The following is a 22,709-nucleotide window of genomic DNA, read 5'->3' as shown; positions in this document are numbered from 1 at the left end:
TCAGGCAGTGGTCACGGCCGGGTCACGACGCCCGGCCATGATCTGCACCAGGGCCGAAAGGTTCATCATCATCGCATAGATCAGCGCGGGCACCGAGGCTGCGGGCTGGCCCAGCACCGCACCGGCCACGAACAGCGCCACGGCGACGTTCTGCAAGGACGCCTCGACCATGATTGCGCGACGGTCCGGCGTGGTCAGGCGCATGCCTTGGCCCGCCGCAAAGGCCAGGCCCAGGGCGGCCAGGTTCAATAGGACGACCGCCGGGCCGACCGTGCCAAGGTTGGCCTGCATCGGCCCCCAGTTTTGTATGAACGTCGCCAACACCATCGCTGCGAAAACCAGTTTCGCGACCGGTTCGAGCCCAGCCAGGATGACCTCGGCCCAGCGCGGTTTCCAGGTCGCCAACCCCATGCCCAGCGCCATCGGCGCCACGGCGACCACCAGCATGATCATGGAGAGCTTGGTCAGGCCAGAGGCGCCCGAGATCTCACCCAGCCCGCTCAGCCCCAGCACCAGCGGAATGGTGATCGAAGCCAGCGCGGTGGTGACCAGGGTCATGGCGGCCGATAGGGCCAGCTCGGCCTTGGCCAGATGCGCGATGTAATTCGAGGTCACGCCGCCGGGTGCGGCAGCCACCAGAACGAGGCCCAAGAGCATCGGGCCGGTCAGACCGAAGAGCGTGCCCAGCAGCAGTGCGACAACCGGAAGCGCCAGAAGCTGCACCACCAACCCGGTCGCCAGAGCCTTTGGCCGCCCCAGCACGCCCCTGAGCGCCGCAGGTCGCAGGCGCAGCCCCACAACGAACATCAGAAGGATCAGCCCCAGGGGCAGGAGTTTTGCGAGCAGCGCGGCCATGGTGGTCTCCGGTCACGTTTCTGTGGGGTTCAGGTCGCACCAGCATATCCGACCTGAAGGGTCGCGTTTCCTGATTTATGTCAAGTTGCAGATGCACCTTTGGCGATAGGACGGGGCAGACCAACGGAGATCTGACATGACCACCCGCCGTGCTTTTCTGACCACATCAGCGCTCTGGACCACCGGGGCCTTCTGCCTGCCCGCCCTGCCCGCCTGGGCGCAGCATGCCGACCTGGAGCCAGAACCGGGCGTCGATGACATGCCGCAGCGCCGCCGCTGGTTGATGGAAGACACCTATGGCAACGTGGTCAAGGACGAGGACCTGCAGGGCCGCTTCGTGCTGCTCTATTTCGGTTACATGGGCTGCCCGGATGTCTGCCCGACCTCGATGTCGACCCTTGCCGATGTGATGGAACAGCTTGGGGAGGTTGCCGATGGCGTGACCGTGCTCTTCGTCACTGTCGATCCGGATCGCGACACCGCCAAGCGCCTGCGCGAATACGTGCAGTTCTTCGACGAGCGCATCGTCGGCCTGCGCGGACCCAAGGCCTATACCGACCACATGGTGAAGGCCTTCAATGCACGTTATGAGTTCCACGTGCCCGATCCTGCCAAGCCCGAAGACTATTCGGTCGACCACACCGCCTCGATCGCTTTCATCGGCCCCGACGGCCACCTGATCCGCCGCTTCCCGCATGGCATGGCGGCCGAAGAGATCTCGGCGGACGTGAAGCAGACAATCGAGACCGCGATTATCGAATGACCCTGACACGGCGCCTGGTCCTGGCGGGGCTGTCGCTTTGTGCCACCCCGCTGCGCGCTGCCGGGACCGTTCCCCCAGCAGCGGCGCTGGTCCAGCCCGTGCCGGGCGGGGCGGATATCTCGGCCCTGCTGATCAACCGTGAGGATGGATCCGAGGCGCCGCTTTCCGATTGGCGCGGGCGCTGGGTGATCCTGAACTTCTGGGCACCCTGGTGTGTGCCCTGTCGGTTGGAAATGCCATCGCTTGACCGGCTCTCGGCCCGGTTGGATCCCGAACAGGCCATCCTTTTGCCTCTGGCCGTGGATCACCGCGGCGTCGTTCCAGTGCGCAAGTTCTATGCCGATATCGGCCTCACGCATCTGCCGATCCTGTTGGGAGAACCCGAGAACATGGACGCGGTCATGGGCACGGCCAAGCTGCCCACCACGGCGATCATCGACCCGGACGGGCGGCACGTATTTACCGTGGCCGGTGAGGCGCAATGGGATGACCCGCTGACTGGCGCCTGGCTGTCGCGGCTGATGGGGTAATCCCACCAGCCCCAACTCGGCTACGTCACCGGTTCAGACCAGATCGGATTTCGCAAAGCGCCAGTAGCCCAGCCCGGCAAAGGCCAACCCAATCGCCGCCGGATAGGTCAGAGCCCAAGCCACGTAGCCATTGACCCCGAAATTGTCCAAGATCACATAGCTTGCCGGGCCCAGCAGGATCAGCTGCGGGTCGAACAGGATCATCGAGGCGGTTCGGAAGCTCTGCAGCGGATTGGCCAACGCGATGGCGATGACGAAATCGGGCACGAATTGCGCCTTGATCAGCACCGACAGAAGCAGCAGGTCCAGAAGCGCCACCAGAAGCAGCCAGATCATCAGGCTTGCGCCCAGGGCGACCTCGGTCGAGCGGCTGACAGCGGACAGAAAGAAGCCGATGCCAAGGAAACAGGTCGCCAGCGCGGCCGTCAGACCGGAGTAGAGCCCGACGTGGCGCCAGGGGATTTCATGCCCTTTCATCGCGCCAAAGACCGCGGCGATGCCCAGGGCCAACAGCACCGGCAGCAGGATCAGCACCAGCCGCGCCACGAAACGCCCCCAGAACCAGGTGCCCAGGCCAACCGGAAAGGCCAGCATGTATTCCAGGTTCCCGGCCTCGCGATCCCCTACCATCGAGCGCGCCGTAGCGACGATGATGAACAAGGGCAGCACCGCCATGGTGATCTGGATATAGGTGACCAGCAGACGCGACAGGCCGGTAAAGCCCAGAACGCGACTTTCCGAGATACCTGTCCCGATCAACAGCAGCATCAGGCCGATCACGACGACCGAATAGAAGTGAAACCAGCGCGAGCGCAAACTCTCTGCGAGCTCCAGCCGCAGCATCAGGCCGAAACCGGCACGGGGGGCTTGGGTCATTTGGCGGCAATCTCCTCGACAGGCAGGCACCGACTGGACAGCCCCTTCATCATCACCCCGGTCTTCATGACCGCAAAGGGAACCGTTCCGGGCTCAGCCGAGGCCACGGCCGCATAGCCGTAATCCATCGGACTGATCACGTCGGGATGATAGAAGGCCTGCCGCGCGTCGAGCCATTCCGTGCCGTTATTGCTGTCCATGACCCAGAATTCAACCTCCGGATCCTGGTTCCAGCTTTGCAGCGCCAACCAATGTACCGCGTCGCCAATATCGTCGAATTTATAGAGCTTCTTCTCCTCGCCCCCGCGCACCTCTGCGGCAAACCGGGGATCGGAAATGATCATGCCGCAAATCTCGCAGGTCTCACGCCCCCAGCGGATATCCTCGGGGCCCTCGGTCTGCGGTTTGCAGGCCGCGAGCACCGGGGTCACGGCAATCATGGCCAACACCGAACGGCGCGAATGCCTATGGGAACAACGACACATCACTCATCTCCCGTCTCGAACGACAGCCGCTCGATCAGACTTGCGTAGCGGCTCAAGAGCCCCAGGAAGCGCAGGGTGTCACCGGCGGGAATGCGCCCCTCGAACAGGGTGTCCGTGCCGGTAAAGCCCCACTCGGCCAGGGCATTGGCGAAGGTCGGGTGCGGCTCGGCAATGCCGATGCGGCAACTGCGAAACGCGCCCGCTTTCAACCTGTCTACCACCGAATCGTCCAGCACGACTTTACCTCGGTCAAGTTCGATCACCCGATTGACCAGGGGCGCCACCTCTTCCAGCCGGTGGCTGGCGATCAACATCGAGGCGTCCTTGCGTTCAGCCAGCAGGTCGATGAACACCGCGCGCGCGGCCGGGTCGAGGTTGGCGGCCGGTTCGTCGAAGATCAGTAGGTCGGCAGCCCGCGCCAGCGCCACGGTCACCAGGATCTTCTGCTTCTGCCCGCCAGACAGGCGATAGAAGGGACGCGAGCGAACCTCGTCCAGATCGATGCCCATCTTGCCGGAGATATCGAGCATCCGGGCCCGATCAGCGCCTGCGCCCTTCTCGGCAAAGCTCAGCAACTCGCCCACGGGCATGCGCAGGGGCGGCGGCAGCTGCGGCACGAAGGCCACGCGCGACAGCAGGGACATGTCGCGCCGCGTGGCCCCCGCCCCTTCAAAGCCGACCTCGCCCTTGTAGCGGTAATGGCCCAGCAGGCAGCGGAACAGGGTGGTTTTGCCGGCCCCGTTCGAGCCGATCAGCGCCACGCGGTCGCCCGCGTCCAGCGACAGGGTCAGCTCATCCAACACCGCGCGGCGTTCGAACCGCTTGGTCAGCCCATTGATACGGATCATGCCCATCAGATCACCCCGTCCAGCCCGCGCATCTTGAAGCTCAGCGCGCCTTGCGGACAGGCATCGACGCAGAGCCCGCACCGGGTGCAATCCGGCGCGATATATTCAACAGTATCCTGAGCATAGCCCATCTTGGTGATCTCCAAGACATGCGGCACCAGGCAAACCTCGCGACACTCGCCCTCATGCACGCATTTGTCCAGCTCGTACTGGATCTGCACCGGCGCGGCGGTGCCCAACACGCCATAGGTCAGCCCCATCGGGCAGGCATAGCGGCACCAGAAACGGCGCGAGAAGAAGATCTCAAAGCTCAGCAGGAAAGCCACCCACATCAGCGCAATGGTCGGCCCGTAGATCAGGGCGCGGGACACGATGCCCACCGGGTTGATGTATTCGAACACGGTGTAGCCGGTGAACAGCGCCAGCGCCATGAAGACGAACCACAGCACCACGCGCATGCCGCGGTGGAACGGGTGATCCTTGACCCAGCCGCGGCGGGCCAGGAACAGGTGGATCGCCTCGGCCCATTCGGCCAGCAGGTGATAGGGGCAGGCCCAGGAACAGAAGGCGCGCCCGCCAAAGAACCACCAGACGATGATCACCGTCACGGTGCCGATCAGAAGGTTCAGCATCAGATCCTTGTAGGCCAGTGTGACCTGGATCGCCGCGGTCGGGTCGGCCATGTGGAAACCCAGGAAGCGCGAGGCGGTCAGCGCGCCTTCGACCAGCTGCACGTCCCAGCTGAAGGACACGATGAACATGGCATTGATGATGAATATCGAGGTCCAGCGCGCGTATTTCCATTTCCGGTTCACCACCGGGTATTCCAGCTCATGCGCGATGATCGCCTTGCGCTTCTTCGCTTCATCGGGCGTCTTCTGGTGTTTCTTCTCGGCGCGCGCGGCCTCGGTTTCCTCGGCGGCCGTGGGTTTGCGCGGCGCGGCGCCGAACATCATTGCCGTTTTATGCAGGTACCAGCGAAAGCTCATGCCAGACCCTCCTGACGCTTGAGGGACAACTCCGTGTCGATCACGATCGAGGCGGGTTCGGTCGGGCACATCATCTCGCAGGTGCCGCAGCCGACACAGGCGTCGTGCACCACGGGGACAAAGCGTTTCTCGTCCGGATCGTCGCTCATCGGTTCCAGGCTGATCGCGCCCTCAATGGGGCATTCGCGCACGCAGAGGTCGCAGAGTTCAAGGTTATAGGGGTGGTCGGCCACAGGGATCGGGTTCCAGCGGTCGATTTCCTCATACCGCAGCAACCCGTTGAAATCCTCGCCCTGCACGTAACCCTTGAAGCCCAGCCCCTTCATCGCCAGGCAGGCATCCGGGCGGGCCAGGCGGGCAAAGCCGATGTCGACCTCTTCCTTTTTCGAAATGTCGTGGCTGAGCGCCCCGGTCGGGCAGGCCAACACGCATTGCGTGGCGTCGCAGGAGAAGTCGCAGGCCTGTTTGCGCGCGTCGATATAGGGCACGCCCAGCCCGTAGCCCTCGTCGCCGTCGCCCAGCACGATGGCCTCGACCGGGCAGACCTGCACGCACTGGCCACATTTGATGCAGGCAGCCAGGAAGTCATCTTCGGGAATGGCCCCGGGTGGGCGCAGGCGGTCGAAGACCTCGGCGCGCACCGGGTACCAGCCGACCAGGCCAGCCGCCACGGCAGCCACCCCCGCCCCGACCGAGCGCAGCAACATGCGCCGCCGCTCCAGCTCGCGGCGGGTCATCTTCTTTTTCTTCTTCGGCGCACCGACCGGTGCGACGGCAGGTTTCGGGTCCGGTTTGTCGGTCATTGCAGCATCTCCAATGCGCTGCGCGGGGCGACCGTCGGTAGTTCTGCCACCGGGCGATCCATCATCGAGGCCTCTTCACGCATCAACAGGCGCGGTTCCGAGAACGGCGCGAGCCGTTCGACGAAATCCAGCGTAGCAAGGGCCAATCCGCCACGGAAGAAGGAGGCCGAGGGCACCTCCATCCAGATGCGGTCGGCATAGTTGTAAATCTCATAGGGCACGTCGCCCACGCGGTCGCCGTCCTTGTCGAACCCCGCGTAGTCGTCCCAATAGTTGCCTTCCCAGCTTTCGTTGATCGCTGAGCCCCGGCCGCGCACGGAAATCTGGGTAAAGTTCGACACAAAGCTGTTGCGACGGAAGTGGTTGCCCTTCCACTCGGTGTGAAACTCGACCCCGATACCGTTGTAGGCGATCACGTTGTCTTCGAAGACATTGGTCATATCCGGGTCCCAGGGCGACGGGTCCAGATAGACACCTGAGGCATTGCCGATCAGGTTGTTGCGCTGGATCACCGCGCCCGAGGCTTCCTTGAAACCGATGCCCAGGCCCGAAGCGCCCCAGCTGCGCAGAATGTCATTGTCGCGCACGGTGATGTGGTTGGCATACATCAGGAACACGCCGACCACGCAGTCGGTGATCTCGTTGTTCTCGACGATGTTGTTATGGGCATACATGAAATGGATGCCATAGCGGCCACGGCGAATGCGGCTGTCGCGGATCACCACGCCCTCGGAATACCAGATGACGATGTCCCGGGCATCCTCAATCGTCATGTCCTCGAGCTTGTTGTCGTTCGAGTACCAGATCCGGATCGAATCCCCGCGCAGCTCCAGCGGCATGTCCTTGGAGCTGATGTAGATCCGGCGCAGCACGTTGTTCGAGGCCTGGGTCATGTCGATGCCAAACAAGCTGTTCTCAATCGACACATCCCGGACAACGTTGAAATTGCCCGCAATGCGCAACCCGGCGTCGACCTTGTTGTGCAACCGGCCCGAGTTGCGGATCGTCACGTTCTTCAACGCGGCGCTGTCGGCAGACAGGGTCACGACGGTGCCTTCACCACCGCCGTCGATCACCACGCCATTGCGCCCGTCCACGGTCACGTTGCGGTCGATGGTGATCTGTTCAACATAGGTGCCTGCAGGGGGTACGATCTCGCCGCCGTCCGGTGTGGCGTCGATCATGTCCTGCAGCGGGCCTGCCTGGAGCGGGGCGGCGATCAGCACCGCCGCAATCCCTGTCCAGATCGTGTGAAGGAGTGTTCGCGCAACTCCCATGGTCTTACATCCTTTTTGCGGCCTCACCTGCCAGACGCACCTGCTTGAACCGGATCAGAGCGGCCAGAAGAAGCAGAGCGGAGGAGGCGAGCATCAGGAAGAAACCGGTCGACGGGTAGCTGTGGGTGGCAAACTGCGCCACCTTGCCGTCACCGAAGACGGTCGGCATGAAGGGTTTCAGGGTAAAGGCGCCCATCTCGTTCAGCGTGTGACCATACCACCAGAGCCAGCCCGCGTATTCCGCCAGGAACCCGACCGGCAACGCCATCGGCGCTATCACCAGGATCCAGTGGAAAATCGACCGCACCGACCAGGCGGCGAAGATCATCAGCGCCATGAAGGCGATCACGCCAGCATAGAGGATCTGTGCGACGCCATCCATGGTGCGGACCAGCGGCTCGTTGCGTTCTGGGTCGTTGAACCAGCGGCCCAGCGACTTGGCATAGTGCCACTTGAACACCTGCATGACCGAGCCGTTCCATTCCTCCTGTTCGGCCACCGGCAGCTTGGCATTGTCCAGCTCGTAGGCGCGTTTCAGGGTGGTGATCATCGCGGCGCGATCACCGCTTTCGGCCACCGCCTCGACCTCATCGGCAGCACTTTCGGCCAGCGATTGCTGCAACATCTGCACGATGGTGGGCAGGTTCGGGTTCACCGCCGTTTCGCCTGCATCCTGGCCCAGCGACACAACCATACCCTCAACATAATTCTTGGTGTGCAGCCTGATCCCGTCCTCGCCATACATCGCCATGGTCATCCAACCGGCAATGCCGCCAAAGCCGATGACGGCCACCACCAGGCGCGTCTTGCGTCCCGGCGCCGCAAAGGTCAGGCCCATCACGCCCAGCATGGCAAAGAGGAAGGGCGAGAACGCCTTTTCCACCGGACCGCCCGAGGCGATTGGATACATACCGACGTAGTGATTGATCGTGTCCATCTCGTGGACACAGTCGAGCGCCTCGGTTTCCCGCACTTCCACGCTGTCACGGATGTCACAACCGTTCTGGACGCTGTCCATGTGGAACAGGATGCGGATGCCTTGGGGGAAGGTCGCCTCGGGGTAGTTCGGCGCGGTCAGCGAGACCCACCAGCCCGGCGAGAAGAAGGATGCCGCGATCAGCGAGACGGCAACAAGGGTCAGGACGCGGTAGACGATACCGCGGCGGTCGGTTTTCGAGGTGCTCATTGTTCTGCTCTCTGTGGGGTGAGGCCGGGCGACGCAGTTCACGCCGCCCGGCACAGAGGTGCTTGTTTTACCAGTCGAAGTCGGGGTTCACCCAGTCCGGGTCACCCACTTTTTCTGCGGGCGGCTTCAGGCGGCTGACATAGTCCAGAACAGCCAGGGTATCGCGCTCGGAGAAACCCTCAATCTGTTTCACCATGTCCGGGTTCGCGTTGCGGCGTTTGCCGTCGCGGATCCATTCATACTGGCGCACAAGGTAGTTGTAGTGCTGGCCGTAGATCGCCGGGTAGAACTTTTCGTTCGAACCTTCGCCGTTCTCGCCGTGACAGCGCACGCAGTTTTCCTTGTACAGCGCCTCGCCGTGCTCCAGGTCGTCGCCCGCGCCGACACCCGGGTTCGGGTTCATCGGCAGGTTGGCGATATAGGCCGCCACGTCGGCGATCGACTGCGAGCCACCGATTTCCTGCGGCAGGGCAAAGGGATACATGGTCGGGTTGTCACGGTTCAGCGCGCGGATGTCCGCCAGCTGCTTGATGATGACATTCGGGTGCTGGCCCGAGATCTGCGGGAAGGTGCCATCGGTCAGACCCCAGCCATTGAGCTGGTGACAGGCCGAGCAGACCTCGTAGACATAGAGGCCGTTGTCCAGGTCCGGGGTCAGGGTCAGGGCTTCGTCCTGCTCCCCGCCCCCTTCGTTCCAGCCATCGGCCGGCGTGTGGTCGGCGCCGGCGAAGGCGGCGGGGGTGCCCAGGGTCAGGGCGGCAGCCAGAATGGCGGTCAGTGCGGTGCTTTTCATGTCGCGCGTCCTTTCTTGTTTCAATCAGCGGTGCGGTCGTACTGGCTCAGCCAGGTCGCGATCGCAGCGATGTCTTCGTCGTCGGCGCGTTTGATCACGCCGAACATCAGTTTCACCTTGCCGCCAGTGCGCACTTTTTCACGCATGTCGGTCATCTGGCGGATCAGGTAGTCGCGGTCCAGGCCCGCGATGATCGGATAGGCCTTGTTCGTGGCTTTCTCGCCTTCCTTGCCGTGGCAGGAGCGACAGCCCAGGCGCTTGTAGGCCTTGGCACCGGCGGCCAGTTCGTCTTCGGACGGGGCCGGGTCCAGAACCTCGGGCGCGGCCGGCGTCTGTTCGGCCAGCCAGGCCGAGACGTTCTTGATGTCGTCTTCGGACAGCAGGTGCATGATGTCGGCCATGCCCTGGATGTAGGGGTGGCCGGTGGCCGGATCGACCGAGCCCGAACGTTCGCCCGACTTGATCAGCTCCAGCTGTTCGATCAGGTATTTCTCGTTTTGCCCGGCAAGGGCGGGGTAGGACATGATCGGCTTGGCACCGTTCCGTCCGTGGCAGGCAAGGCAGGTCTTGGTCATGTAGACCCGTTTGCCGGCTCGCAAGGTGTCTTCGTCTGCGGCGGAGGCGGTAGAGCCTGCGACACCGGCGACACCAAGGATGATTGCGGAGATCAGAGCGCGCATAAGTCAATCCTGATAGTTAGGTTTCGGGGGGGTGCGGGCGGCGACAATGTCGCCGCCCGCTTTGAGCTTGGGGTGCCGATTATTCGGCTTTCACCGCACCGTTTTCGTCCAGGTAGGTCTTGGCGCGCAGACCGATGTCGGCGGCTTTCACCTGGTACTGCCACCACTGGCCGGCCCAGAGGGTCGCGTTCTGCCAGTCTTCGGCGGCGGCCAGTTCCTCGGCCTTCGTGCGGGCTTCGGTGGCGAAGTTCAGCTGGTCAACAGCGTCTTCCACCAGAGCCACGACTTCCGGGAAGTCCTGGTAGTTATGCGAGGTGATGTAGGCGACCACGCTGTCGATGACGGCCTGGGTTTCCAGGTTGGTCGTCATCTGCTTGTCGAAGTCGTCCTTGGTGTAGGCTTGGCCTTCGGACACTTCAGCAGCGGCCTCTTCCACGTAGCCTTCCGGTTTCACCACCAGGAAGCCCGTCATCTCCAGGTGCAGGGCCGAGCAGAACTCGGTGCAATAGAAGGAGAAGACGCCCGGTTTGTCGGCCACGATCTTGGCGGTCGCGGTCTTGCCCGGTTCCAGCGACAGGTTCACGTCGTAGGTCGAGACAGCGAAACCGTGGGTTTCGTCCTCGGCACGTTCCGAGTTCGTGATGATGAACTCGACCGTGTCGCCTTCGTTCACTTCGACGATTTCCGGCGTGAAGTGCGAGCGGATCGCGGTCATGTAGACCTTGACGTGGTCACCGTCACGCTCGATGCGCTCCTGGCCCGGACGCACAGCGCCGGGGTGTTTGCCACCGGTGCGCGAGTTGGTGCCGTAGCGGTAGCGAACCAGCGGTTGCAGCTTGTCGGCGGCAATGGCGGTGGCGTAGTGGGGTTCACCCAGCGGCACCGGCATGTCGTAGAGCAGCTCCATCTTGTCGCCCGAGATGTCGATCAGCTGGTGGTTCTGCGGGTGCAGCGGACCCACGGGGTTGAACCGGTCGATCGCCAGCTTGTTGAGCGAGATCAGATACTTGCCGTCCGGGCTAACCGATTCACCTTCCATCGCGACCAGGTGGCCGATGTTGTAGTGGATCGAGACCTTGTCCAGAACCTTGCCTTCACAGTAGTCCCATTTGACGACCTGGCTGTCCACGTAAAGCGAGGTGTAGACCACACAAGGCGTGCTGTCATACTGCGTGTGGAGCGGGCCAAGACCCAGCGGAACCTGCTTGTGCAGCGCTTTTTCCATCGAGATGATCGGGATACCGTAGGGGTCGGTGCCTTCGAAATCGCCCGCGTCGATCGCGGCCTTGATTTTCGAGAAGCTGTAGACCGAGCCCTGGGTGTCCAGTTTACCACCGACGATGATGTATTCGCCGTCAGGCGAGACATCGACGCCGTGCGGCGACTTGGGTTCGGCGATCAGGTAGACCAGACCTTCTTCGATGGCGGTGTCCATCATGATGACCGGGTGGTCGTTGATCATGGTGACCTTGCCGGATTCATAGACCTCGGCGGCCTTTTCCCAGTTGATCACGTGCAGGAAGTCGGTGTCACCCTGCGAACAGCCCGCTTCGAACGGCGGACGGCCCGACTCGATCCCGCCGACATAGCGTTCGGCACAGAACGAGTTGGTGAACGACCAGCCCATCGACACGCCCTTACCGGCGTCCGAAAGGTCCTGCGAGTAAGGCGGCAGCTCGAGCGAGAACGACTTCGACGGGTCGATGCGGCCCGCTTCACGGTCGAATTTCCAGTAGGTGACGGCGCCACGGAACTTCTCGTTGAATTCCGACAGCGGCGCAAAGCCACGACCCAGAACACCCGGATATTGTGCAGCCTCGATCACGTATTCCGAGTTCGGGGTCACGAAGGTGCCGCCGTGTTCGGACTGCAGGATCGGGTTCACGACAATCTGCTGCGTTTCGAAATCGTGCAGCGAGACGACGCCGACGCGCGGGGCCGATTTGTCGTTGATGAACAGGTATTCGCCGTCCATCTCACCAGCGGTTTCGGTGATGGCCGGGTGGTGGGTGTCGCCCCAGTGGACCTCGCGGCCGTCAACGGCGCCCGATTCCAGGATGGCTTTCGATTCTTCGTCGAACCCGTAGCCCTGCCAGGGTTCGGGCGTGAAGACCGAAACATATTTCAGGATGCGCATCGACGGCACACCGTAGACCATGATCTGGCCCGACTGACCGCCGGACGAGAATACGATGAACTCGTCGCGCCCCCCGGTTGGCGTATAGGTTTTCGCGGCAGCCAGAAGGTCCTGTTGGGACAGGCCCCGGCGTTCCATTACCTCTTCAAGCGACTCGGCAGAGACCGCGTTTGCGGTCATCGCGAGGCCCAAGGTGGCAACGCTCGCTGTCGCGGCAAAGCGCTTGCGAATGTTTTTCATTGTGCGTCCTCGTTTCCGGGCGGTTTGCATCGCATGTCGTCATCACGCGCGGGCCGGTGCCCGGGGGCCAGCTCCGGGTTTCGTCAAATCACGAAACCGATATGTAGGACTTGACTTTCATCAAGATTGACCCGCCTCAGGCGATTAACGTCCCTGCTCAGGACGCAAACCCGAAACATCACGACAGGAACTCAACCACAGATGAAACATCGTTCCATTCTTGGCGCCGCGGTGGCTTTAACGCTGACCGCGCTGCCCAGTGTTGCGGCCGACTACAGCTCGGACAGCCTGGAAATCACCGGCGCATTTTCGCGCGCCACCCCGGCGACGGCCATGGCGGGCGTTGCCTTCATGACGATTCGTTCGAAGGGCGAAGCGGACAGGCTGGTCAGCTACACGACCGAGGCCTGTGGCCGACCGGAACTGCACACTCATATCAAGGACGAGGGCGGCGTCATGCGTATGCGCCAGGTCGAGGCGATCGAGATCCCGGCCGGCGGCGAAGCGGTTCTGCAACCCGGCGGGCTGCACCTGATGTGCATGCAGCTGAACGGCGCCCTTGTCGAAGGCGAGGAGGTCACAGCCACGCTTGTCTTTGAAAAGGCTGGGGAAGTTACCCTGAGCTGGCCGATCAAGGCCGCAGGCGCCATGCCGATGGCGCATTCGCACTAACCCCTACCCGCGGCGCGCCTCCCAGTTCAGTGCCGCGGGGATCAGGCCGGTCCCGACCTCCCCCTCCCCTACAGGGTCGGACCGGCCGCAATCCCCAAGAGAACCAGAAGTTGAAACAGTGCCGTGCCGGGAATGAGCCGGTTCAACGCGGCGCTGACCGGCAGGCGGGCCATGGCCACGGCCAGACCCAGCCCGAGGGTGGCCGCAGGCAGCAGGGTCAGAACCGCGCCGGACCAGAGCGCGGCCCAGATCACCGCTCCCGCCAGCAGCAAGGCATAGAGCACACGCGACGCCCCCTGCCCCAGCAGGATCGCCAGGGTGCGACGGCCGGCGCGCGCGTCCGTGACCCGGTCGCGGTGATTGTTGAGCAGCAGCACGGCGGCGGCGGGCAGGCCGATGATCGCCCCCAGCGCCACGGCCTCGCCCGTCACCGGCTGCCCGTGCAGGTATACCGTTCCCGCCACAGCCACCACGCCGAAGAAGCCGATCACCAGAAGCTCGCCCAGGGGCGTGCCCGACAGGGGGCGCGGTCCCATCGAATAGAAAAAGCCAAGCGCCAGGGAGACCAGGCCAATGGCAACGATGACCCAGCCACCAATGGTGGTAAGGTAAAGCCCCAGAAGGCCGGATAGAAGGAACGCCCCGGCCGCCGCCAAACGCACCCGGTCCGGATCAAGCAGACCCAGAGAGGTCAGGCGCGGCGGGCCCAGGCGTTCGGGCCCATCCACACCACTTTTCGCATCGGCTGCGTCATTCCACAGGTTGGTACCGATCTGAATCAGCGCGGCGGCCAGCATTGCCGCCACCATGACCCCCGGATTCCAGCTGCCCTGCGCGGCCGCCAGCCAGCTGCCCGCCGCCACCGGCACCAGCGACAGGCCCAGCGTCTTGACCCGCGCGGCAATGACCCAGCGGGCCGGGCGCGACAATTTGCTCAGCCGGGCGATCAGCTCCGCTTGAGTGGGTCGGGGGGCAACGGATGCGGTCATGTCACCTCGGCCACGTGAAGCATCGCGACGCCGAACATGAAAGGCCGCGTGCGGGTTACATGGAACCCGGCCCCTTCCAGCTCGCGCGTGATGTCTCCGGCGGCCGGAAAGCGGCGGATCGAGTCCACAAGATAGGTATAGGCGCCCTTGTCGCGGGCGACCAGCGCCCCCAGCGCCGGAATGACCCAGCGCGAATGCAACCCATAGAAAGGGGCGAACCAGGCGGCGGGGCGCGAAAACTCCAGCAGCACCAAACTGCCACCGGGCGCAAGAATGCGCGCGCATTCGCGCAGGGCGCCCGCCGGGTCGGTCATGTTGCGCAGCCCGAAGGCCAGGGTGATGGCCGCGGCCGTGCCGTCCTCCAAGGGAAGCGCCTCGGCATCGGCGTGCAGGTAGTTCAAACCGTCGCCACCACGCTGACGCGCCTGCTCCAGCATGCCTGCCGAGGCATCCGCCACGATCACCTGACGGGTCGGCTCACGCTCCTTGATCGCCAGGGCCAAATCGCCGGTGCCCCCGGCGAGATCCACCAATGGGCCGGTCTTGCCGTCCAGCTGACGCAGAGCCTCACGTACGGTAACGGCTTTCCACATCCGGTGGGTGCCGAAGCTCATCAGATCATTCATCAGGTCATAGCGCGGCGCGATCCGATCAAAGAGATCGTTGACCTCGCGCTTGCGCTCGCCCTCGGCCACCTGACGGTCGCCGAAGGTTTCGCGCAGCTCGTCCAGACGGGCGGCGCGGGCCGGTTTTCCCGTGCTCATTGGCCGTCCTCGGCCTCGTCGATCAGCCCGCGAATCCAGCGGCCCGTGATCCAGGCGAAGGGGATGCCCAGGATCAGGCCACCGATAATCGCCTCGGTGGTCGACAGCACGCGCAGGCCCACGACCTGGCTCATCAGGCTGAGAAAGAACAGGTTCACCGCCGCCGCACCGGCCGCGAACGGGTAGAGCACCACGGCCAGCGCCCAGACAGGCCAGCGGCCATCCTTTTGGGGAGTCGTTTCTGTCATCATCGGCACTTACCGCTTGCGAAAGACCGTACGCTGCACGGCCCAGAGCGCCAGTATCATGGCCACAACGGCGCCGCCCAGCCAATAGGTCGCCCCACCGACCGCATGGCTGTGCCCGTCCATCACCGCCTCGCGCAAGGGGGTCATGTCATGGTGTGCCAGCGCCGCGCCAGCGCTCAACCACAGCGCGGAAGCTGCGGCAAAAGGAAGCTTCTTCATGTCAACTCTCCAGTCCTGTTCAAGCCGATCCTACAGAAGCGCGGGTCGCAAAGGCTTGATCTTGGTCAATCTGACAAGGCTGCCCTTACGTATCGAAATGCTTGATTTTATTCCGACAGCGGAACAACATCCTTGGCGACTTGTGGCTTTTTCCTTGTACTGGAATGTTGGAGGCCCTACACGCACGCGGGAAATGAGGGGTATCTCGTGCTGAGCCAATCTGAACTGAAGACAGCCAAGCGTTCGGTCCTGTTTCGCAACGTCCCGGACGAGATGTTGCTGAACCTGCTGGGCGACAGCCACAAACGCAAGGTGGCGCGCGGCGCGACCCTGTTCGTGCAGGGCGACCCGGCGACGCATATGTTCGTCATCCTCGAAGGCTGCGTGAAACTGATCCGCATCACCCCGGGCGGCGAGGAGATCGTCGTGGCGGTCTATTCCGAGGGCGACAGTTTCGGCGAGGCGGTCGCGTTGAAGGGCGGCCAGTACCCGGTCACGGTCGAAGCGGTACAGGATTCGGTGCTGATGCAGGTCGAAACCCGCGTGGTTTTCGACACGCTGCGCTCGGACCCGGACCTGGCGGTAGCGATGCTGAGCTCGACGTTTTCGCACCTGCACGAGTTGGTGATGGAGATCGAAAACCTCAAGGCGCTCTCCGGCGCGCAACGCCTGGCGACCTTCCTGATTTCTCTGGCCCCGGTCGAGGACGGGCCCTGCTCGCTGGTCCTGCCATATGACAAGGTTCTGATCGCCAAACGGCTGGGCATGAAGCCCGAAAGCCTGTCACGCAGCTTTGCCAACCTGCGCAAACAAGGTGTCTCGGTGAAACGCCAGAGCGTGGATGTCGAAGACATTGCCCAGCTGAAGGACTTCGTCTCAGACGACGTTTGACGGCGGCTCAGCCGCCCATCGCATAGATCGCAAAAGCCAACGCCACGAATCCAACCAGGAAGGCGGTAAAGCCGCGCCGGAAGCTTGGTGCCTGGGCAAGCCCCAGGTATTGGGTCAGGATCACCCGCCCCTTCAGCCCGGACAGCACCAGGACCCCGGCCACGAACAGGTAGCCCGCGCCGGGCACCCGTTCGGCCAGCAGGGTTGTCACGAGCGACAAGCCGACGAGGGTCAAAAAGGCGTATGTGAGGGCTTTATTGTCCATCTCAGCGCACCAGGTAGATGATCGGGAACAGAAGGACCCAAACCAGGTCCACCATGTGCCAGAAGGCCGCGCCAGCTTCGAGGTTACGGTGCGAATTCCAGCGCATGAGCAGCGCGAAGATCACCAGCCCGGCCACCACATGCATCGCGTGAAACCCGGTCAGAAGGTAGTAGAAGGTAAAGAAATCAGAGCTTTCCAGGCCGATGCCCAGCCGGGCCTTCTCGGCATATTCGACCCATTTCACCACCAGGAAGACGACGCCCAGCGCCATTGCCCCGCCCAGCCAGGCGCGGATGTGACGGGTGGAGTTCACCGCCCGCGCGGCACAGTAGCCCGAGGCCACCAGCACGATCGTGTTTACCGCGCCCGCGACCCGGTTCAGGTGGTCCTGATCGGCGGCAAACGTCACCGGGTCCATCGCCCGCACGCCCAGAAAGGCCAGCAGCCCCGCGCCGAAGACCAGGAGTTCCGACACGATCAGCACCCAGATCATCAGGTCTCCGGGCAGCTGATCTAAAACATGTGGTTCAGATATTTCTTTGCTCATGCCCCACCGGTAATATGCCGGTAAATCTCTGGCAATGCGGCAGTTAGTCTATTTGCATCCGGCACGATGGAAAATCCGCCGTTGCCGAAGATGCGGTTGACCCAGCCCTGCCCGTTCTGATCCACCACGACCCCATGCACCGCTTGACCGCGCCGCCGTGCCTCGCGCACCGCCATACGGGTGTCTTCGATACCGTGTCGGCCCTCGTAGTGGTCCAGGTCGTTGGGCTTGCCGTCGGTGATCACCAGCAGCAGGCGGCGCGAGTTTGGGCGTTCTTCCAGCTCTGCCGAGACATGGCGGATCGCCGCGCCCAGGCGGGTGTAGAAGGCCGGGGTAATGCCGCCGATGCGCGCCTCGATGCGCGCGTTCATCTTCTCGTCGAAGCCCTTGCAGGTCTGCACATAGACCCGCTGGCGTTTGAGCGAGGAAAACGTGTTGATCGCGAAATCATCGCCGCAGGCATCCAGCCCCCAGGCAAAGGCGGCCAGCGCTTCGCGTTCGACATCGATCACCATACGGTCGCCGATGGCCGATTCCGTCGAGCGCGACGTGTCCATCAGCACCGAGATCGCCAGGTCGCGTTCCTGGGTCCGTGCGGCGCGGTAGACGCGATCAGACCCGTGGCCGGTGGCGCGCAATTCAACCTGGCTGGCAATGACTGCCTCCAGGTCCAGCTCATCGCCTTCCAACTGACGCGGCAGGATCACCCGTTTCGGGCGCAGCGCCTCGAACTGGCGTTTCACCGCGCGGATGCGCCGTTGCGCACCAGGGTCGGTGACAAAGTCGGGGGCCTCTTCGGGTTCATCGGCCAGCGAGGCCAGAACCCGCGCGTGATCGGGGATATAGGTGCCCTGACGCGCGTCCCATTCCGGGTAGACAAACTTGCCGGAAATGCGTTCCCGTTCGGCGTCCTCGGGCGACAGGTCCAGGTGGAATTTCAACCGCGTCGCGGTCTTCTTCGATATCTGGCCCAGCGCCAGCTCGTCCTGGTCATCGGCGGCGCGACGGGCGTTGTCCTCGTCGTCATCCTCGACCCGGCGGTTCATGTTCAGGCTTTCGACCCAACTGAAGATCGCCTCGAATTTGTGCAGGATCAGACTGTCCTTGCGTTCGGCCAGGTCGCTTTCGGACCGGCGCGCGCGTTTGGTGCCCTCGGCCTCTTCGCCGTCACCGCTGCCCTCTTCTTCGCCTTCCGGCAGCCGGTCCACCTCCTGACGCTGCGCCAGCGGGCGGATGTCGGGCCACAGAGGCACCGGGCGGAAGGGGCGGTATTTTGCGGGGGCGGTGAACTCTGACAGGTCCGCATCGGGCTGGCGGATCAGCACCAGCATCTGACGCGCCAGCTTGTTCTTCGGCTCCGGACCGCCCAGCAGGTGGTCAATCGCGGCCTCAACAGCAGCCTCATAGCGCGGCAGAGAGCTGTCAGGCCGCGCGGCGCGGCAGGCGCCCAACAGGGTCTCGTAGAACCCGGACAGGCCGGGGCAATCGGCCAGCGTGGCGCGCGTCATCTCGACCGAGGCCGCCAGCGCGCGCAGATCGGCGCGCAGTGGGTCGCCCTCGCGGATCGGCGCAGGCGCATGGGCCATCGAGGCGACGATCCAGAAGAACAGCGCCGCATTGGCCTCGCGGGCGGGAAATTCGGTTATGCGTTCAGGCAGGCGCAGGGCTTCGCCATCGAAGCTCGGTCGCGCCTCGCGTTCGCGCCAGGTGCCCAACGCGCGGCGCAGGGACAGGCGGTGGTGGCTGACCTGGGCGACGGCGGGCTTGATCTCGGCGGCATGGGCGCCGCCCAGACCGCGAAAGAACACGCCCAGGCGGCCCTGGACCTCGGCCAGGTCGACCCCGGCCTCTTCATGGGTATCCGGAGCGTCCAGTCGGCTGGCATAGGCGTGCCAGATCTTGCCAACCGTCTCTTCCGGTTCAAAAATGTCGAATTCGCGCTCGGACATGGGTACTCCCCCGCTCACTTCGTGGGCCCGTGTGTAAGGAGTTGCAGGGCGGGTGGCTCAGGATCAGGAGGGTCCCGCCCCGCAACAGGTATCTTCGGACCTAACCGAAGACAGCCGTGACCAGGTCCATCAGACCGGCCTTGACGTCGTCGTCGTCGGACAGTGGCTCGATCATCGCCGTCAGGATCGCGCGTTCCACCGGAACGCCCGCCTTGATCAGCGTGGCACAGTAGATCACCAGGCGGGTGGAAACCCCCTCCTCGAGATCCTGCCCCTTCAAGCCACGGAGTTTTTGGGCCAGCCGGACAAGGGACGTCGCCCGGCTGGCTTCAAGCCCGCTTTCACGCACCACGATATCAACTTCCCGGTCCTGGGTCGGGAAATCGAACTCGATTGAAAGGAAACGTTGGCGGGTAGACGGTTTCAGGGTCTTCAGAATGTTCTGATACCCGGGGTTGTAGCTTGCGACGAGCATGAAGCCGGGTGCGGCCTCGATCTCTTCGCCGGTCTTGTCCAAAGGCAGGATGCGCCGATCATCTGTCAGCGGGTGCAGCACCACGGTGACGTCCTTGCGGGCCTCGACCACCTCGTCGAGATAACAGATCGCACCTTCGCGCACGGCACGTGTAAGGGGTCCGTCCACCCAGACGGTCTCGCCGCCTTTCAGGAGGTAACGGCCCACCAGGTCGGATGCCGATAGGTCATCGTGGCAAGCGACCGTGTAGAGGGGACGCCCCAGGCGTGCGGCCATGTGGGCCACGAAACGCGTCTTGCCGCAGCCCGTCGGGCCTTTGAGCAGCAGGGGCAGGTCATGTTGTGACGCGGTTTCGAACAGTTCACATTCGTCCGCGACCGGGGAGTAGAAGGGGGCCGAAGCCCCCTCCCCTTGTTGTTTCAGGGCAGCCATATCAGGCACCTTCCTTCGAACCTTGCGCAATCACTTCCTTGCGGGGAGCAAGCTGCGCGTAGATGAACAGGATCGCACCCAGGACCACCGCGGCACCGGCACCCCAGCGCATCAGGTAGAACAGGCCCAGACCGTCTTGAACGCTCATGAAGTCTTCGCCCAGGACGCGCTGCATGTGCGTCTGCACGGTGCCCGCGAAGGTCAGGACGAAGGTCATGAAGGCCATGCCGCCGGTCATCAGCCAGAAGCTCACCATGTTCAGGACCTGGTTGTAGGGATCACGTCCCAGCAGGATCGGCATTGCGTAGCTGAAGATCGCCAGGTTCACCGACACATAGGCGCCGAAGAAGGCCAGGTGACCGTGAGCGGCCGTGATCTGCGTGCCGTGGGTGTAGTAGTTCACACCGTGCAGCGTGTGCAGGAAGCCCCAGACGCCGGCGCCGAAGAAGGCAACAGTCGCCGCACCCAGCGCCCACAGCAGGGCCGCCTTGTTCGGGTGATCACGCTTGCCTTTCCAGACCATCACGAAGCTGAAGGACATCATCGCAAAGAACGGGATGACTTCGAGCGACGAGAAGATCGAGCCGATCCACTGCCAGTAACCGGGGGTACCGATCCAGTAGTAGTGGTGGCCGGTGCCCAGGATGCCCGAGAACAGCGCGGTGGCGACGATGATGTACAGCCACTTTTCGATGATCTCACGATCCACACCGGTCAGCTTCAGCATCAGGTAGGCCAGGATCGAGGCCATCACCAGTTCCCAGGTACCTTCCACCCACAGGTGCACGATGTACCACCAGAACATCTTGTCGAGCGACAGGTTGGCCGGGTTGTAGAAGGCGAACAGGAACAGCAGCGCCAGGCCCCAGAGGCCGATCAGCAGCACGTTGGTGATCGCGGTCTTGCGGCCCTTCAGCACCGTCAAAGTGACGTTGTACAGGAAGATCAGCGCGGCAACCACGATGCCCACCTTGACCCAGACCGGTTGTTCGATGAACTCACGACCTTCCTTGCCCAGCAGCCAGTTGCCCTGGAACAGGTCGAAGACATAGGTCACGACAACGCCGGCGGTGCCCAGCAGCAGGATGATCAGCTGCAGATAGGCCAGCATCGGCGAGTGCATTTCGCGCTCGGCTTCTTCCGGGATCAGGAAGTAGGCCGCGCCAAAGAAGCCCAGCAGCAGCCAGACGACCAGCGAGTTGGTGTGCAACATGCGGATGATGTTGAACGGAAGCGCCTCGGCCAGGAAGTTGGGTTGTACATAAACCCAGCCCGCCAGCAGACCACCCAGCACCTGGACCGCAAAGACGGCCATGGCGGCAAGGAAGTACCAATAGGCGATTTTTTGTGTTTCGTATTTCATATCAGCGTCCTCCTTGAGCGCCTCAGCCCGCCTCGTTCGGCGGCCAGTCCTGGGCGTTGATCTGATTGACCCACAGGAAGAAGTTGGCGAGATCACGCACCTCTTCGTCGCTCAGGTTGAACTGCGGCATCTGACGCCGCCCTTCCACTCCACTCGGTTGGCTGTCCATCCAACCCTTCAGCACGTCGAACGCGCCTTCCGGGTCATCTTCGACACCCCACCGGGCCATCACGTTCTGCAGCTCGGGCGCAAAGTATGCCCCCTCACCCATCAGTGTATGGCAGTTAATACAGGCATGTTTTTCCCACACGTGCTTGCCCGCAGCCACGCTGTCCGTCAGTTCGGCCGATGCTGTCGATTCAGTCACGATGTACCGTACCGATTGCGCCGACAAGATCAGAAAGATCACGACAAAAAACAGCGAGCCTCCGTAGAACACGTTGCGGGCCATGGTCTTGGTCATGACTTCACGCATTTTGGCCTCCAGCTCAGTTACCGTCCCCACAGGTACGTGAGCGAGGCCCTGCCAGCCTTAACAATTGTTAAGCGGTAACCCTTTTCCGGGACGAGGCGGCAACACAACATATTGATCAGCTGAGTGACTATAGAAACAACATAATGTGTCAAATCACGCTTTGCCGAGCCGTTTCAAACAGCTTCAGATGCACGAATATGTCGGGGTTTTCCCACACCTGTCGCGCTCGTATTCAGGTGATCCAATCGGCGCGAATGGCTCGAATCAAGCCGGTGCATGTGTCGCCGTAGAACGCGCCAGAGCGGCAGCGATCAGCGCCGGAACCGCCTCCGCCCGGCCCAGTGCGGGCAGGATTGGCCCCTGGTATCCCGCCCCGCGCAGCCCCACGATGACATCGTCGCGCACGTGGTCGCCTTCCATGGCGAAGAATGGCAGGCAAAGCGTGCGATCGGGCAGATCTGGCACCAGGTCTGGCAGGAAGGGCGCCTGTTCCACGTAGCCACAGCGCATCCCAGCCCCGTCCAGGAGCGGTTCGAGACGGGCTGCAAAATCCTCGGCCGATTGCGCGGCGGCTTTGCCGCGAGCCGATCCATGCGCGGCCAGAAGGACGTGGGTCTCGGCCATCTGCCACCCCTGCCGCGCGGCCTCAGCACCGATCAGCCCGGCGGCAATGCCCGGCAGGTCTGCGTCCAGCCCGAAAGGTTCCAACACGCGCACCTCCCGCCCCTCCAGCCGACGCGCCAGGGCGGAGTTCACAAACCAACCCTTGGCCATGAAGAACGGATAGATCGCGGCCCCGGCGGGAAGCATGTCCAATGCGGCTTCCAAGGCGCCCGGGGCGGCCATTGTGGCCGCCCGAAGCTGGCCATCCGGCCAGAGCGCATTGATTTCGCTCGCAAGTTTCGCCAGCGCCCGTTCCGGAGGCAAGGGATCGGACGGCTGACCGTGCGCGACGATC

General features: G+C 63.3%; 26 protein-coding genes. 4 read left to right on the top strand and 22 right to left on the bottom strand.

Annotated elements, in window-relative coordinates:
- On the bottom strand, nucleotides 1-855 hold the full coding sequence (locus ACO07D_RS12880) for a bile acid:sodium symporter family protein (protein ID WP_421703350.1): 855 nt from the start codon (nucleotides 853-855) through the stop codon (nucleotides 1-3).
- Nucleotides 856-991: 136 nt separating this feature from the next.
- Here ACO07D_RS12880 and ACO07D_RS12875 point away from each other — a divergent pair, with 136 nt between their 5' ends.
- Nucleotides 992-1,618 carry an SCO family protein gene (locus ACO07D_RS12875; protein ID WP_421703349.1) on the top strand — a complete coding sequence of 209 codons (627 nt, stop codon included), beginning with the start codon at nucleotides 992-994 and terminating at the stop codon, nucleotides 1,616-1,618.
- Nucleotides 1,615-2,148 (top strand): TlpA disulfide reductase family protein, encoded by a 534-nt coding sequence (locus tag ACO07D_RS12870; protein ID WP_421703348.1) that lies wholly within the window; start codon nucleotides 1,615-1,617, stop codon nucleotides 2,146-2,148. Before ACO07D_RS12875 ends, ACO07D_RS12870 begins: the two co-directional genes overlap by 4 nt.
- A gap of 33 nt (nucleotides 2,149-2,181) precedes the next feature.
- Here the strand turns inward: ACO07D_RS12870 and ACO07D_RS12865 are convergent, their stop codons facing one another.
- From ACO07D_RS12865 to nosZ, 10 genes are all read right to left on the bottom strand, one after another.
- On the bottom strand, nucleotides 2,182-3,024 hold the full coding sequence (locus ACO07D_RS12865; protein WP_421703347.1) for an ABC transporter permease: 843 nt from the start codon (nucleotides 3,022-3,024) through the stop codon (nucleotides 2,182-2,184).
- A complete protein-coding gene (locus ACO07D_RS12860) occupies nucleotides 3,021-3,464 on the bottom strand; it encodes a hypothetical protein (RefSeq protein ID WP_421703346.1) in 444 nt (147 codons plus the stop codon). Before ACO07D_RS12860 ends, ACO07D_RS12865 begins: the two co-directional genes overlap by 4 nt.
- A 44-nt stretch (nucleotides 3,465-3,508) precedes the next feature.
- On the bottom strand, nucleotides 3,509-4,357 hold the full coding sequence (locus tag ACO07D_RS12855) for an ATP-binding cassette domain-containing protein (RefSeq protein ID WP_421703345.1): 849 nt from the start codon (nucleotides 4,355-4,357) through the stop codon (nucleotides 3,509-3,511).
- A gap of 5 nt (nucleotides 4,358-4,362) precedes the next feature.
- Nucleotides 4,363-5,346, bottom strand: coding sequence for a NapH/MauN family ferredoxin-type protein (locus ACO07D_RS12850; RefSeq protein ID WP_421703344.1), 984 nt, complete (start codon nucleotides 5,344-5,346; stop codon nucleotides 4,363-4,365).
- Nucleotides 5,343-6,149: a 4Fe-4S dicluster domain-containing protein gene (locus tag ACO07D_RS12845; protein WP_421703343.1), complete on the bottom strand. Its 807-nt coding sequence runs from the start codon at nucleotides 6,147-6,149 to the stop codon at nucleotides 5,343-5,345. Before ACO07D_RS12845 ends, ACO07D_RS12850 begins: the two co-directional genes overlap by 4 nt.
- Nucleotides 6,146-7,426 (bottom strand): nitrous oxide reductase family maturation protein NosD, encoded by a 1,281-nt coding sequence (nosD, locus tag ACO07D_RS12840; protein WP_421703342.1) that lies wholly within the window; start codon nucleotides 7,424-7,426, stop codon nucleotides 6,146-6,148. The genes ACO07D_RS12845 and nosD overlap by 4 nt, the downstream gene beginning before the upstream one ends.
- Before the next feature lie 4 nt (nucleotides 7,427-7,430).
- The gene (locus ACO07D_RS12835; RefSeq protein WP_421703341.1) at nucleotides 7,431-8,612 is read right to left on the bottom strand and encodes a hypothetical protein; all 1,182 of its coding nucleotides are present in this window, start codon (nucleotides 8,610-8,612) and stop codon (nucleotides 7,431-7,433) included.
- Nucleotides 8,613-8,679: 67 nt separating this feature from the next.
- Entirely contained in the window at nucleotides 8,680-9,405 is a 726-nt protein-coding gene (locus ACO07D_RS12830) for a c-type cytochrome (RefSeq protein WP_421703340.1), read from the bottom strand.
- A 20-nt stretch (nucleotides 9,406-9,425) separates the two neighbouring features.
- Nucleotides 9,426-10,085, bottom strand: coding sequence for a c-type cytochrome (locus tag ACO07D_RS12825; RefSeq protein ID WP_421703339.1), 660 nt, complete (start codon nucleotides 10,083-10,085; stop codon nucleotides 9,426-9,428).
- Between the two features lie 79 nt (nucleotides 10,086-10,164).
- Nucleotides 10,165-12,462 carry a Sec-dependent nitrous-oxide reductase gene (gene nosZ, locus ACO07D_RS12820; protein ID WP_421703338.1) on the bottom strand — a complete coding sequence of 766 codons (2,298 nt, stop codon included), beginning with the start codon at nucleotides 12,460-12,462 and terminating at the stop codon, nucleotides 10,165-10,167.
- A gap of 201 nt (nucleotides 12,463-12,663) precedes the next feature.
- On the opposite strand from nosZ, the gene ACO07D_RS12815 reads away from it, so the two are divergent.
- Nucleotides 12,664-13,134, top strand: coding sequence for a copper chaperone PCu(A)C (locus ACO07D_RS12815; RefSeq protein WP_421703337.1), 471 nt, complete (start codon nucleotides 12,664-12,666; stop codon nucleotides 13,132-13,134).
- Nucleotides 13,135-13,202: 68 nt separating this feature from the next.
- Here the strand turns inward: ACO07D_RS12815 and menA are convergent, their stop codons facing one another.
- From menA to ACO07D_RS12795, 4 genes are read right to left on the bottom strand one after another with little or no spacing between them, the layout of a single operon-like run.
- Nucleotides 13,203-14,123, bottom strand: a complete 921-nt coding sequence (menA, locus tag ACO07D_RS12810) for a 1,4-dihydroxy-2-naphthoate octaprenyltransferase (protein ID WP_421703336.1) — start codon at nucleotides 14,121-14,123, stop codon at nucleotides 13,203-13,205.
- Nucleotides 14,120-14,887 (bottom strand): ubiquinone/menaquinone biosynthesis methyltransferase, encoded by a 768-nt coding sequence (locus ACO07D_RS12805; RefSeq protein WP_421703335.1) that lies wholly within the window; start codon nucleotides 14,885-14,887, stop codon nucleotides 14,120-14,122. The genes menA and ACO07D_RS12805 overlap by 4 nt, the downstream gene beginning before the upstream one ends.
- Complete coding sequence (locus ACO07D_RS12800; protein ID WP_421703334.1) at nucleotides 14,884-15,138, bottom strand: hypothetical protein; 255 nt, start codon at nucleotides 15,136-15,138, stop codon at nucleotides 14,884-14,886. Before ACO07D_RS12800 ends, ACO07D_RS12805 begins: the two co-directional genes overlap by 4 nt.
- A 6-nt stretch (nucleotides 15,139-15,144) precedes the next feature.
- Entirely contained in the window at nucleotides 15,145-15,354 is a 210-nt protein-coding gene (locus ACO07D_RS12795) for a hypothetical protein (RefSeq protein WP_421703333.1), read from the bottom strand.
- Nucleotides 15,355-15,561: 207 nt separating this feature from the next.
- On the opposite strand from ACO07D_RS12795, the gene ACO07D_RS12790 reads away from it, so the two are divergent.
- A complete protein-coding gene (locus tag ACO07D_RS12790) occupies nucleotides 15,562-16,245 on the top strand; it encodes a Crp/Fnr family transcriptional regulator (RefSeq protein WP_421703332.1) in 684 nt (227 codons plus the stop codon).
- A gap of 7 nt (nucleotides 16,246-16,252) precedes the next feature.
- Here ACO07D_RS12790 and ACO07D_RS12785 read toward each other — a convergent pair whose 3' ends face one another.
- The 7 genes from ACO07D_RS12785 to ACO07D_RS12755 all read right to left on the bottom strand — a co-directional run bounded on the left by ACO07D_RS12785 (nucleotide 16,253) and on the right by ACO07D_RS12755 (nucleotide 22,597).
- Nucleotides 16,253-16,465 (bottom strand): hypothetical protein, encoded by a 213-nt coding sequence (locus tag ACO07D_RS12785; protein ID WP_421703331.1) that lies wholly within the window; start codon nucleotides 16,463-16,465, stop codon nucleotides 16,253-16,255.
- A gap of 46 nt (nucleotides 16,466-16,511) precedes the next feature.
- Nucleotides 16,512-17,057 (bottom strand): cytochrome c oxidase subunit 3, encoded by a 546-nt coding sequence (locus ACO07D_RS12780; protein WP_421703330.1) that lies wholly within the window; start codon nucleotides 17,055-17,057, stop codon nucleotides 16,512-16,514.
- On the bottom strand, nucleotides 17,054-19,006 hold the full coding sequence (locus tag ACO07D_RS12775; RefSeq protein WP_421703329.1) for a nitric oxide reductase activation protein NorD: 1,953 nt from the start codon (nucleotides 19,004-19,006) through the stop codon (nucleotides 17,054-17,056). Before ACO07D_RS12775 ends, ACO07D_RS12780 begins: the two co-directional genes overlap by 4 nt.
- Nucleotides 19,007-19,106: 100 nt before the next feature.
- Complete coding sequence (locus tag ACO07D_RS12770; protein ID WP_421703328.1) at nucleotides 19,107-19,913, bottom strand: CbbQ/NirQ/NorQ/GpvN family protein; 807 nt, start codon at nucleotides 19,911-19,913, stop codon at nucleotides 19,107-19,109.
- A 1-nt stretch (nucleotide 19,914) separates the two neighbouring features.
- The gene (locus tag ACO07D_RS12765) at nucleotides 19,915-21,276 is read right to left on the bottom strand and encodes a cbb3-type cytochrome c oxidase subunit I (RefSeq protein WP_421703327.1); all 1,362 of its coding nucleotides are present in this window, start codon (nucleotides 21,274-21,276) and stop codon (nucleotides 19,915-19,917) included.
- Between the two features lie 22 nt (nucleotides 21,277-21,298).
- The gene (locus ACO07D_RS12760) at nucleotides 21,299-21,751 is read right to left on the bottom strand and encodes a c-type cytochrome (protein WP_421703326.1); all 453 of its coding nucleotides are present in this window, start codon (nucleotides 21,749-21,751) and stop codon (nucleotides 21,299-21,301) included.
- 264 nt (nucleotides 21,752-22,015) lie between these two features.
- Nucleotides 22,016-22,597, bottom strand: coding sequence for a cobalamin biosynthesis protein CbiX (locus ACO07D_RS12755; RefSeq protein ID WP_421703325.1), 582 nt, complete (start codon nucleotides 22,595-22,597; stop codon nucleotides 22,016-22,018).
- Nucleotides 22,598-22,709: the final 112 nt, after the last annotated feature.

It is taken from the genome of Aliiroseovarius sp. (assembly GCF_965228805.1).
Taxonomy (GTDB): domain Bacteria; phylum Pseudomonadota; class Alphaproteobacteria; order Rhodobacterales; family Rhodobacteraceae; genus JASBTN01.
Note: the sequence above shows the minus strand (reverse complement) of the source record. Positions and strands in the feature narration are given on the sequence as shown.